The following is an 11,434-nucleotide window of genomic DNA, read 5'->3' on the forward strand; positions in this document are numbered from 1 at the left end:
TCGCGCGGAAGCATTACCTGATTTAATCTGCATCATGAAATAGCGTTCGATCGGGAAACCCCTAGGACCACGCATCCAAGGTTCGCGTTAGTCTGCTCAAAAGAGGAGGCGAACCATGAGACAGGCGTTCAATATTGCCGTGGTGCTGCTGCTTGGCTATCTGATGGCGGATAGGGCGCTGATGCGCGCGCAAGCGGGAGAGATGGGGACGATAACGTGCCACCAGGGCGCCGAGCTGGTCAAATCGAACGCGCTGAAAAAAGGCTTTGGAGACATGGGCGCCAGCAGCCAGGGCGAGAATTTTCTATCGAGCTGTCTCGTCACCGGGCGCGGTCAGGTGGGCGATCTGGTGGCGCGCGACTGACGCGATTCGCTCGCCCAATATATGAAACCGCGCCATAACCGCATTTTGCCAGGGTTGTGGCGCCGCCAAACCGGTTGCCAGTAAAAAGCGCCCGGACCGCGAAGGTCCAGGCGGAAGCCATCGGGAGCCCGATGACGGAGGTAAGGAATACACAACTGGCCCGCGATCGGGAAGACTCGGTCGCGGGCCAGTTCATTTGAATCAGTGCGCGCATTGCGTCCGCGCGCTGAGCGCCCCGGCTACGCGCAAGCCGTGGTGCCTGCGTGCGTCGGACCGCTGAACAGCGGGTTAAGGCTCGGTTCCTGCCTGATTACCGCTTGGGCCCCGGCTTAGTTGCCGAAGTAGACTGACCTCGGGCCGTTCGCGAGCGCCGGGCGGCCGGATTGCGACGCGCCACTCACCACACCGCCAAAACCACTTTGTGCTGCCTGCGCCGTGCCATTCTGAGCGTCGACGCGAGCTTGCGCGGCCTGAATGTCAGCCGGGTAGTGCGGGTCGTCGCGGCCCGGGTGATAGCCTGCTTTCTCGAGTTGAATCAATTCCGCACGCACTTGAGCGCGGGTCGCGGGCTGGTTGGACTGCGCAAACGAAGCGACAGGAGCGGCCAGTACAGTGGCGATAACAACAGCTTGAATGAGCGATTTCATGATCAACTACCTCCAGTTCGGTTTTTTGTCTTGCTACGAGCGTTCTCGTTCGTAGTCAGTGATTGCATTCTAGATTTGCGATCTGGAGAGAGTAATCCCCGTTTCAGGTAATGTTTGTTGCTGAAACTGAGACAAACTGCCGTCAACGGACGATGCGCATGGAGAGTTGTTCCCTCGTCGCTGCATCGTCCGGACGTCGAAGCGCGAGTCAACTGCCCGAATAGATCGGACCTTGTCCACCCGGCGCGAACGGCTGAAATATCTCGCCATGCGAAGGAGCGGGCGCCGCTTGTGAACGCGCCGCGGAAGTGGCGGGCTCGCGTAGCGTGACGGCGCTGTCCGGCGTAATGGGAACGCTGGGCTTGGCGAGTAACTCGGTCTTTCGCATCGATCCTACCGAGGTGCCGAAGTAGTAGCCGATGATGCTGATCCACGCCGTTCCCAATGCGCCGACAATCACGTTGACGAGATCCTTGTTCGGCCCCGGCAGCGGCTGGAACGCCATGAGCAACAGAATGCCGAAAAAGCCTGCCGTCACCGCCATGGCGAGCACCTTGGGCACCCAGTCCTTATTGCTGATACCCATTGCACGCGCGTCGGCCCGATCGGCGGCCTGAATGCGCGCCATGTCGCTTTCGTGCGCGAGGCCTGCCTGTGCGGCAGTGACCATCAGTTGTTGCAACTGCAACGAGTTCGCGCTCTCCGCCTGCCGGATCTTCTCCATTGCGCCGGGATCGTTCAGCGCGCGTTCCACGAAGGTGGGATCGCTGGGCGTTCCGAGTGCATGTGAAATGATCGAAGCGGCGGCGGTGACACCGAGGCCGACCGGACCACCCACGAGCCCTGCGAGAAGCGGGGCGGTGCTGCCAATGTTCGATGCTACTTTTGACCAGTCCATCATGCTGCTCCAAGGAGAAGGTTAGCGGCCATTCTTTCTGTCCATCCACGGCTGAAATTGGGCCATGCATGCAGGTTCCGCAGGTAACGCAAGCGATAGGCGGCAAAGCGCATGACAAACTTCAGCGGGTCCGCGCTTTTGACCGCGTCCAGTGTGTCCGGGCCGAACTTGCCGTCTTCTTGCGCGCCGGACGCTTTTTGCATCCACAACACCACCAGTCCGCCGTTGTAGTTGGCGTCGAATATCTGGAAGGCCACTCGCGAGTCGAGTTCGTCGAGGTGCAAGGGATCCCAGTACCGTTGTTTCGCGATCTGTTTAGCGGTGTCGAGCGGCAGATCTTTCATGGCGCCGGTATAGCCCTGGCTGCGCGCCACGCGTGCTGTTACGCCCCACATCGTTTCTCCGCCAGGGTCATGCGGATTGAAGGAGTACCCACCTTCATTTCCGATCAGAGCCTTGAACGCTTCATCGAAGTTGTCCATCGATCATCTCCTCTTCCACTGTGTGTATGACTGCAACGGTAAAAGTGCGTCTGGGCCGAGCCCCTTGCGTGGCGGTCCATCCGGTACTACGGGGCGCCTGTTAAGCGGTTTGAAACGGAAGTGCTGCGGGGGGATGGGAAACCGGTCTGACTTGGCTATCGGGTTTCGTCATGTCGCGGCGATCGCCTTCCTGAACCGCTTTGGCGACGCGCGCCAGATGACTCTCTCGCGCCGACAGACTGCCTGCGTCGAGTTGCAACGCTTGCGCATATTTGCGCGAGGCGCCGAGCAGATCGCCTTTGCGATCCAGTGCACGGCCCCATTCCGCGTATGAAGGCGCCAGATCCGGGCGCAGTGCGACCGCGCGGGAGAGCTTTTCGATCGCTTCGTCATATCGGCCGACGGTGACGAGCGCTTCGCCCCAATCGTGCAGGTTGTCGACGGAATCCGGCTTCATGCGGTCCGCCTGCTTGAATGCGTCGAGTGCTTCGGAGTGACGATTCGCATGCAGCAGCACGTCGCCGAGAAGACGCAAATTTTCGGCCGTCTTCGACTTCTCGCTCGCACCGGCTCGCAATGCTTCGAGTGCGTCGTCGATGCGATGCTGCTGTTCGAGTGCAATGCCCAGGCTCGCACGCAGCACCGCCGAATGTGTGTAGACGGTCAGCGCTTCGCGGGTCTGCTGTTCGGCTTCTTTGGAGAGTCCCTGATTGGCGAGCAGCCACGCTTTGCCGGCGAGCGCCCATTCGCCTTGTTCGGAGGCGGGCAGTGCCAGAACTTCGTCATAGATCGAGACGATCTCGCCGTAATCACATTGCGCGAGCGAGCATCGGGTTCTCTGCACTTGCGAATAGAGGTGACTGGCGAGAATATTCGGCTCGGCCAGACGCATGGCTTTGACAGCGATGTCGTGCACGAACTTTTCCAGATCGCGTCCTTCGAAAGGCACCGTGCTTTCACGGGAATTGAAGGGGCCACCTTCAATCTGCACATGGGCGATGTAGGAATCCGCGCTGTCGTTCACCTTGGTGATGCCGACGTGAACGACAACGTCCGTGCGCTTGATGATGCCTTTAATGAAACGCACCGTCGTCGCATATGACATTTCCTGACCGGGGATTTGAATGTCCGGTTGCGCGTCGTTATCGGTCATGGTGTCGTGGGGAATCGATTCGGCGTCCTGGCCGATCGCTCTCATCGAAGACATGATGCGTTCCGCCAGGAAGTTCGACGAATAGCCGCGTTCCACGAGCGACTGCGGCGTTTCAACCGGCGGCACCAGCAATTGCCGCGTCAGTACGCCACGTACGACGAGACAGAAGAAGCCGATGGTGAGCACCGCGAAGACCCACGGCAAAACATAGGGCCACAATTGCTTCGGGCCGCGCCCGATGAAACCGGCGGTCCGTAATCCGAACGGCACGAATCCGCTGGCAAGGTGATGAGTTCGAGTGCGATGCTTCGAACCACTCTCCGCGGAAAGAGACCGGCTCCGCCAATTCACTGGACGACGCTGACTTTGCACACTCGACATGACGCACCTCGATTCAACCGATGTTGGTAAGTGCACGACTGGGTGTCGACTCTTATGCATCGACCGTGCCATAGCGCACGGTGTCTTATACGGCGGGCGTGTACGGGATGACGGCCGTTGTGAACGGCGCAAATGTGTTGTGCGTGGACCGACGAATGCCGATCGCGAGTTTGTTGGAGTGAGACAGGCGGTGTGAAATGGCGAAGCACGCGGCCAACTGTCTACGAATAATGGCTACTTCGATTAGACGCCGCATTCGCTTCGTCCAGGCAGACGAGTACGAAAATACGGCGTCGTCATGCAATGAAGTGGACGACTAACTATCCACGTCATGTCGCCGGCTTCAATGCTGTCGCGCTCTTTAATTGCCGCCCTTGAACAGATCTTGCAAGCGCGCCGCTTCGCCGTTTTTCTGCGATTGAACGAGTTGCTGGTAGACAGCTGCGCGCGAGAGTCCTTGTGTGCTTGCAGGGCTGCCGGACATCGAAGTGGTGGCGGGTTGCCCGCCCACCGCGTCGGCTGCCGACGGTTGAGTTTGCGCTGTACTCTCCGTGCCGGCGTCCTGAGCGTGCGCTTGCCATGTGAACGCGCAAAGCAGTCCGCCTGCGATGATCAGAGCCTTCTTCATGTCCATCTCCTTCAAACCCTCGGCGTCGCTCTCGCGACACCTCATTGCGGAAGTTCCGCCGGACCTGCACGCAACTCACGGCGGACAATCCGACGGAACACAGGGCGGAGACGATTACCGGCTTCCTTGTCGAATTCTGCGCAGCGCACCAGAGAGGTGCGTTATCGAAGTGCTTCGTGTAGCAAGGAAAGGTGCGCGCTGAGGCTTTATTGTTCGGCGACGGTTCAGAGAGCCGTTCTTGCCTCCACCATGTGAAGCAGACGTATAGATCGGTTCCGGATTCAAGTATTAATCAGCCATCCTGAATGCGTATTTGGAAAAAGTATCGGGGGATGGAGTGGCGGCGAATACGACATGTGTCGGCGGTGGCCAGCACACAAATAAAAATGCCGTTCAGTCCATGACTGAACGGCATTAGCCTTCGACGCAAGTGTTGCTATTCAGCGTACAACGACTCCGCGATCAAACCGCAGCCGGGCGCCACTTCAACAGCCGCTGTTCGACCGCAGTCAACAGATAATCCGCTGCGAGTGCGACCACAGCCAACACAATCATCGCTGCGAACACGCCGCTTGCGTTGAATGCGCCTTGGGCAGTGGAGATCAGCAGACCGATACCCTGCTTCGAGCCGAGAAACTCGCCCACCACCGCACCGACCAGCGCAAAACCGAAGCTCACGTGCAAGCTGGCGAGAATCCAGCTCAACGCCGACGGAATCACCACCGAAATCGTCACCTGGCGGCGCGACGCGCCGAGAATCTGCGCATTCGCGATCATATAGCGGTCGGCTTCACGCACGCCCTGGAAAGCGTTGGCGAACACGACGAAGAACACCATCACCACGGCCAACGCCACCTTCGACGCCATGCCCAGACCGAGCGCAATCACGAACACCGAACCGAGCACCACGCGCGGAATCGAGTTGGCGATCTTGATGTAGAGGCTAAATACGTCGGAGAGCAGCTTGTTGCGGCCGAGCACGATGCCGCAGAACACCCCGGCGACCGAACCGATAATGAAGCCGAGGCCGGTTTCTTCGAGCGTGACCCACACCTGGGTGAGCAGCGGACCTTGCGAGGTGCCGTTGACGAACCAGTCGACGATCTGGTCGAAAATCGCGCTTGGCATCGAGAAGAAGAACGGGTCGATCCACTTCAGGCGCGCTGACAGTTCCCACCCGCCGAGTACGACCACCAGCACGACAATACGCAACGAGATCACGAGCGCGTGACGCTGCCGGATGCGTTTTTGGGCCACACGTTCGACTTGCGCGAGCGATGCGGCGTCGATGCCCGAAGGCATCATCTGTTGAGGGCTTGTAGACATGTTTGCCGTTCCTTGATTAACCAATCTGCACTTCTTCGCGCAGGTCGTGCCAGATGTCACGCGAGATTTCGATAAAGCGCGGGTCGTAGCGGACCTCGGACGTAACGCGCGGACGTGGCAGATCGATTTCGTACACTTTCTTCAGTGTGGCCGGGCGCGCGGTCAGTACGAACACGCGGTCGGCCAGCGCAATCGCTTCTTCCAGATCGTGCGTGACGAATACCACCGAGCCGACACCGCCCCACAATTGCAGAAGCTCGTCCTGCATCAACGTGCGCGTCTGCATGTCGAGAGCCGAGAATGGTTCATCCATCAACAGGATCTCCGGCTTGTTGATGAAAGTCTGCGCGAGTGCCACGCGCTTCCTCATACCGCCGGAGAGTTGATGCGGATAGTGCTTGCCGAACTTGTCGAGGCCCACGCGACGCAGCCATTCGTTGGCTTCGTCATACGCGGCCGATTTCGAGCGGCCACGATACAGCGGGCCCGCCGCCACGTTGTCGAGCACGGAGCGCCACGGGAACACGGCATCGGCCTGAAACACGAAGCCGATGCGCGGATCGATGCCGTCCACCGGCGCGCCCATCACCCGTACTTCGCCCGTGGTGGGTTTCAGCAAGCCGGTAATCATGCTGAGTGTGGTGGACTTGCCGCAACCCGTGGGACCGACCACCGCGACGAACTCGCCGCGAGCCACCGACATGCTGAAGTCGCGCAACGCGATGGTCGCCTTGCCATCGGGAGAAATGAAACGGCACGATACGTTGCGCATCTCGATCGCAGGCGTATCGCGTGACATGGGTTGATTCATCGGCTGCTGCCTCGCTGTTCTCGTGACGTTGATATAAGAGCGTTACTTCGCCGCGGTCTTGACCGCTGCCGACACGTAGTCGTTGGTGTAGGTCTTGGCGAGATCGATATGCTTGCCCTTCACTGAAGGATTGAACGCCGAGAGCACCTTCAATACCGTGTCCGGACCGTCGGCTGGCATCTTGCCGTCCTTCGTGAACATCGGCAGCGATGCTTTCAGTGCGCCGACGTACAGGTCTTTATTGTTGCCGTAGTAGTCCTTCGGCATCTTCGCGGCGATTTCTTCCGCGCTATGCGTCGCGATGAAGTTCAGCGTTTTCGCGAAAGCGTGCGACAGCTTGGCGGCCTCGTCCTTGTGCGATTCGGCCCACGCGCGCTGCACGTAGAAGCTCGAAGCCGGATAGGTGCCGCCGAGCGCGGCGCGCGTGCCTTCCAGGGTGCGCATGTCGACCAGCACCTTGGCGTCGCCGGTCTTCAGCAACTGCGAGACAGTCGGCTCGGTCGTCATGCCCGCGTCGATGCGGTTCTGCTTGATGGCCGCAATAAAGCTGTTGTCCGCGCCGACGGGCAGCAGCGTGTATTGTGTGGACGGCACGCCCGCACGTTGTGCGAGGTACTGCGTGAGAAAACTGGTCGACGAGCCGAGGCCCGTCACGCCGAGGGTCTTGCCCTTCGAGTCGGCCATGCTCTTGAAGGTCTCCGCCGCCTTGGTGGAAACCATCTCCACTTCACCCGGCACCTGACCGAAAATCACCAGCGCCTGGACTTCCTTGCCTTTGCTTTGCAGGTCGATGGTGTGGTCGTAAAAGCCCACCACGCCTTGTACCGCGCCCGCGAGCAATTCGTTTTCCGCGTCGACGCCGGCCGGTTGCGAGAGGATTTCGACGTCGAGCCCTTCGTCCTTGAAGTAGCCGAGTTGCTCCGTGAGCTTGGCGGGCAGATAGATGATTTTGGTGGCGCCGCCGACCATGATCGTGAGCTTTTCGGCGTGGGCCGCGGCCGAGGCGGCGGCGAGGGTGAATGCAACACCTGACACGGCGGCAATCTGGCGCAAGGTACGCATGAAGCAGTCTCCTTAGGTTTAGTCGCCGCTGGGTGATGCGTGCGGCGCTTTCTGGGTGAATGACGGCGATTATAGAAATTTGAAACCTTCTGGTAGCTTTCGGGGTTGGGGGCAAATCATGGGTGTTAACCCGCAACTTAGCCGCAACCCCGCCGCAACTTCGCCGCGACCCCGCCCAAAACTCGACAGCGTATGGCGCAAACCACAGGGGAAGCGCGCAAAGCCCTTGTTTTACGGCACAATCGACGGCCTGACTTTTGCCGTTCCCGCCATGAAGCTGCTGCTCATCGAAGACAACCCCACACTGGCGCACTGGCTCGCGAAGATGCTGGAGCAGGAGTCGTTCGCGCTCGACGCCGTGCAGGACGGCGACGCGGCCGACCAGTTGCTGCGCACCAACCACTACGACGTGATCCTGCTCGACCTGAATCTGCCCAAGCTGTCGGGCAAGAACGTGCTGCGCCGTCTGCGCCAGCGCGGCGACGCGACGCCGGTGCTGATTCTCACGGCGAGCGGCTCGATCGACGAAAAGGTCGAACTGCTCGGGGCCGGCGCGGACGATTATCTGGTCAAGCCGTTCGAAGTGCGTGAGCTGATTGCACGGATCAAGGTGGCGATCCGCCGGCAGTCGCCCTCGAAGGCGAGCGAAGTGGTGTGCGGCGATCTGGCGTTCGACATCGATACGCGGCAGTTCACGCTGAAGGGGACACCGCTGAACGTCACGCCGCGCGAACGCTCCGTGCTCGAAGCGCTGATCCTGCGACTGGGTAAAACCGTCACCAAGCCGGCGCTGGTCGACGCGATCTTCACGCTTGCGGACGAGCCTAGCGAAGACGCTGTCGAAATCTACATCTCGCGTCTGCGCAAGAAACTCGACGGCAGCTCGGCGGCGATCGTCACGCTGCGCGGCCTCGGCTATCTACTGCGCAAGAAAGAAGATGACCAATAGCCTGCGCATGCGCCTGTTGTGGTGGCTGCTGGTGCCGCTCGCGTTGTATGTATTCGTGACCGGCAAGGCCGAATACGATAACGCGCGGCGCACGGCGGATCTGGTGCAGGACAATCAACTGATCTCGTCGGCGCGGATGATCGCCGGCGAAGTGGAATGGGTGGACGGTTTCCTGCGCGTGGATGTGCCGCCCGCCGCGCTCGAAGTATTCGTGTCGCCTTACCGCGACCAGGTGTTCTATAGCGTGAGCGTCGACGACCGCCGGCTCCTCGCGGGCACGCCTGAGTTTCCCACGCGTCCGGCGCAGACCGCGGATACGCCCGATCACTACGACACGCATTTGCAGGGCCATGCCGTGCGCGCGGTCGGCCTTGTGCGTCTGATGTACGACAACGGCGCGACTCATCGCGTGCTCGTGACGGTCGGGAAAACCGTGCGCTCGCGCGATGCCATGGCCGAGCAGTTGTGGCAGCCGCAACTTGTGCGGCAGATCGAGATGATCGTGCTGGCGGTCGCACTGGTGTGCATCGGCCTGACTTTCGAATTACGGCCGCTGATGAAAGTTAAAGAGGATGTGGCCGACCGCGATCCAATGCAACTCGCGCCCATTCGTGTCGAGAGGCTGCATACCGAGTTGCGGCCAATCGTCGAAGCTATCAATCAGTGCATTGCGCGGCTGGGCGTTCAGGTGGCTGCGCAGCGCCGCTTTATCGCCGACGCTGCGCATCAGTTGCGCACGCCGCTTACTTTGCTCGGCACGCAGTTGCAGTTCGCGCGTCAACAGGAGGGCTTGAATCCCGCTCTCGATGAAGCACTGGCCGCCATGCATCGCAGTAATCGTTCGATGGTCGGGCTCACGAACAAGCTACTGTTGCTCGCGCAAGCCGAGGCGGCAGACAACACGCAACTGGCGGTGGAAACGGTGGACCTGGTCCCGCTAGCCATGGAAGTTGTGGAGGATCTCGCCCTGCTCGCGCAGGCGCGGGACATCGATCTGGGCGCCGAACTGAACGGGACCGCGCCGGTAGCCGGGCACCGCGGGCTGCTTCAGGCGTTGATAGCGAACCTCGCTGAGAATGCGATTCGCTATACCGGAAGTGGCGGTCACGTGACCGTGGGCGTGGATGCCAAAGCCGATACCGTCACCGTACGCGTATTGGATGATGGCCCCGGCATTCCGGCCGAGTCGCGCAGCCGCGTTTTCGAGCCGTTTTTCCGTGCGTCCGCGGATACGGAGGGCACTGGACTCGGCCTTGCCATTGTGCGTGAAATCGCAGATGCCCATCACGGCGCAATCACGCTGAAGCCGGGCGAGGGCGGCAAAGGCGTGCATATCAGCGTTTCGTTTCCACGCGCGGCGGCAGAGCAGCCTCAGGCGGTTTAAAGCCTCGGTAAAGCGGCGTCGCGTGTACGGTTGCAGAGGATCTAATGACTGACGGTGATGCGGATCAGTGCGCCCTGCAAACACGACCGTCAACGCAGAAGCTCGCCTCCGATTTGCTACGGCATGCGAAGCAAATCAAATAGCTGATCAGCAATTCGAAAGCTCTGTGCAACATACTGGAAGCAGCTCATTCACCTGGTCGAGCACGCCCGTCTTCTTCCAGGTCATATATCGAAGATAACAAGTCTGCTGCGGCGGAAAAGTGGCCGGAAGCCTGTGCCATTTCTCTTTTCTTTGCTGCAACCAGAGTATCGCGTTGAGAATTTCCCGATCGCTGCGGCGAGGCCGACCGCGGGTAGATCGAAGGTCGGGAAAGAGACTCTGGACGCGCGCCCAGTCGTCGTCGGAAAGAGGGATTTGTAGCATGGCTGCCCCGGAACACTGTGTGAGGAATGCGCAGTCGTTTTCCGCTGCATCTGTGGCGATACTAGTAAATCTTTTCTTATCGGTCAAATTGTCTTGTTGCGACGCGTCGCGGTAGATTGTTCCGGATTTTCTCGCTTGATGTGCTTGACTTCTTTGATGGGCTGGACTTGGCGAGCTTCGTCGGTATTCGTATTTGTTCCGCGCGCTCGCGACGATGTGCGGTGCAACGTAACGTAAAGCGGGACGCTACGTAACGTGTGGTATCGCGCAAACGTTTGGCGAAGCAAATCATGCTTCGCCAAGGTTGCTCCTTGTGCTGTGCAATGCGATGCCCGGTGGGGGTTTCCGGCAATCTGGCGAGCTCTAAGCGGTAGTGGTCGCGCCTATTGGCACGACATGTGCATATGTCGGCGGGACAAAAAACAAATTCGCCATGCACACGCTCGACTATGCAAAACCTGAATTGCTTGCGCTCCCGCCCACGAAGCGTGCGGCGCATGCCGCGCGTATCGCGCGTATCGCGCGTATCGCGCGTATCGCGCCAAACGACCCGGATGATGCCGGTGATGTTCCCGTGGGACTGAGCGAATTCGAAAGCCGTGTCCTGGAGGGGTTGAGCGCGGGTGAATTTCACCTTGTGTTTCAAGGTGCATATCGTGCGGCGAGCGGAACTCTGGCGCGTCTGGAAGCGCAGGTTCGTTGGACGCATCCTGATTATGGCGTGCTGCTTCCGGGCAGTTTCGTGATGCCGATCGAGCATCCGCAGGTCGCGTTGGAAATGGCGTTGTTTATTGTGGACGGTGTATGCCGCGAACTGCGCGGTTGTCTTGAAGCGAAGCTGCCCTTGCAGCAGGTAGCGATCGCGATGCCGGTTCATGTGGCGCTGCATGAGTCGCTCGCGGGCGAAATTGCGCGTGTGGCCG

At 60.0% G+C, this 11,434-nt stretch carries 13 protein-coding genes; 4 read left to right on the forward strand and 9 right to left on the reverse strand.

Going from position 1 to position 11,434, the window contains the following annotated elements:
- Nucleotides 1-115 precede the first annotated feature (115 nt).
- The gene (locus P0D70_RS35210; protein WP_091806243.1) at nucleotides 116-364 is read left to right on the forward strand and encodes a hypothetical protein; all 249 of its coding nucleotides are present in this window, start codon (nucleotides 116-118) and stop codon (nucleotides 362-364) included.
- 329 nt (nucleotides 365-693) lie between these two features.
- Here the strand turns inward: P0D70_RS35210 and P0D70_RS35215 are convergent, their stop codons facing one another.
- The 8 genes from P0D70_RS35215 to P0D70_RS35250 all read right to left on the reverse strand — a co-directional run bounded on the left by P0D70_RS35215 (nucleotide 694) and on the right by P0D70_RS35250 (nucleotide 7,752).
- On the reverse strand, nucleotides 694-1,011 hold the full coding sequence (locus tag P0D70_RS35215; protein WP_091806246.1) for a DUF4148 domain-containing protein: 318 nt from the start codon (nucleotides 1,009-1,011) through the stop codon (nucleotides 694-696).
- 208 nt (nucleotides 1,012-1,219) lie between these two features.
- Nucleotides 1,220-1,909 carry a hypothetical protein gene (locus P0D70_RS35220; protein WP_408187910.1) on the reverse strand — a complete coding sequence of 230 codons (690 nt, stop codon included), beginning with the start codon at nucleotides 1,907-1,909 and terminating at the stop codon, nucleotides 1,220-1,222.
- Complete coding sequence (locus P0D70_RS35225) at nucleotides 1,909-2,391, reverse strand: glycoside hydrolase family 108 protein (protein WP_091806252.1); 483 nt, start codon at nucleotides 2,389-2,391, stop codon at nucleotides 1,909-1,911. Before P0D70_RS35225 ends, P0D70_RS35220 begins: the two co-directional genes overlap by 1 nt.
- 100 nt (nucleotides 2,392-2,491) lie before the next feature.
- The gene (locus tag P0D70_RS35230) at nucleotides 2,492-3,925 is read right to left on the reverse strand and encodes a tetratricopeptide repeat protein (RefSeq protein ID WP_408187906.1); all 1,434 of its coding nucleotides are present in this window, start codon (nucleotides 3,923-3,925) and stop codon (nucleotides 2,492-2,494) included.
- Nucleotides 3,926-4,286: 361 nt separating this feature from the next.
- Nucleotides 4,287-4,553 (reverse strand): hypothetical protein, encoded by a 267-nt coding sequence (locus P0D70_RS35235; RefSeq protein WP_091806258.1) that lies wholly within the window; start codon nucleotides 4,551-4,553, stop codon nucleotides 4,287-4,289.
- A gap of 462 nt (nucleotides 4,554-5,015) precedes the next feature.
- On the reverse strand, nucleotides 5,016-5,879 hold the full coding sequence (locus tag P0D70_RS35240) for an ABC transporter permease (protein ID WP_408187907.1): 864 nt from the start codon (nucleotides 5,877-5,879) through the stop codon (nucleotides 5,016-5,018).
- Nucleotides 5,880-5,895: 16 nt separating this feature from the next.
- Nucleotides 5,896-6,690: an ABC transporter ATP-binding protein gene (locus P0D70_RS35245; protein WP_091806264.1), complete on the reverse strand. Its 795-nt coding sequence runs from the start codon at nucleotides 6,688-6,690 to the stop codon at nucleotides 5,896-5,898.
- Nucleotides 6,691-6,732: 42 nt separating this feature from the next.
- Nucleotides 6,733-7,752: an ABC transporter substrate-binding protein gene (locus P0D70_RS35250; RefSeq protein ID WP_091806267.1), complete on the reverse strand. Its 1,020-nt coding sequence runs from the start codon at nucleotides 7,750-7,752 to the stop codon at nucleotides 6,733-6,735.
- A gap of 271 nt (nucleotides 7,753-8,023) precedes the next feature.
- On the opposite strand from P0D70_RS35250, the gene P0D70_RS35255 reads away from it, so the two are divergent.
- The gene (locus tag P0D70_RS35255; protein ID WP_091809086.1) at nucleotides 8,024-8,701 is read left to right on the forward strand and encodes a response regulator; all 678 of its coding nucleotides are present in this window, start codon (nucleotides 8,024-8,026) and stop codon (nucleotides 8,699-8,701) included.
- Nucleotides 8,691-10,085, forward strand: a complete 1,395-nt coding sequence (locus tag P0D70_RS35260) for a sensor histidine kinase (protein ID WP_408187908.1) — start codon at nucleotides 8,691-8,693, stop codon at nucleotides 10,083-10,085. Before P0D70_RS35255 ends, P0D70_RS35260 begins: the two co-directional genes overlap by 11 nt.
- A gap of 147 nt (nucleotides 10,086-10,232) precedes the next feature.
- Here P0D70_RS35260 and P0D70_RS35265 read toward each other — a convergent pair whose 3' ends face one another.
- Nucleotides 10,233-10,511 carry a transposase gene (locus P0D70_RS35265; RefSeq protein WP_408187911.1) on the reverse strand — a complete coding sequence of 93 codons (279 nt, stop codon included), beginning with the start codon at nucleotides 10,509-10,511 and terminating at the stop codon, nucleotides 10,233-10,235.
- Between the two features lie 433 nt (nucleotides 10,512-10,944).
- Here P0D70_RS35265 and P0D70_RS35270 point away from each other — a divergent pair.
- A partial coding sequence (locus P0D70_RS35270; RefSeq protein WP_408187909.1) for an EAL domain-containing protein occupies nucleotides 10,945-11,434 on the forward strand: 490 nt, incomplete at its 3' end.

The organism is Paraburkholderia sp. RL17-381-BIF-C (genome assembly GCF_046026435.1).
Lineage (GTDB): Bacteria > Pseudomonadota > Gammaproteobacteria > Burkholderiales > Burkholderiaceae > Paraburkholderia.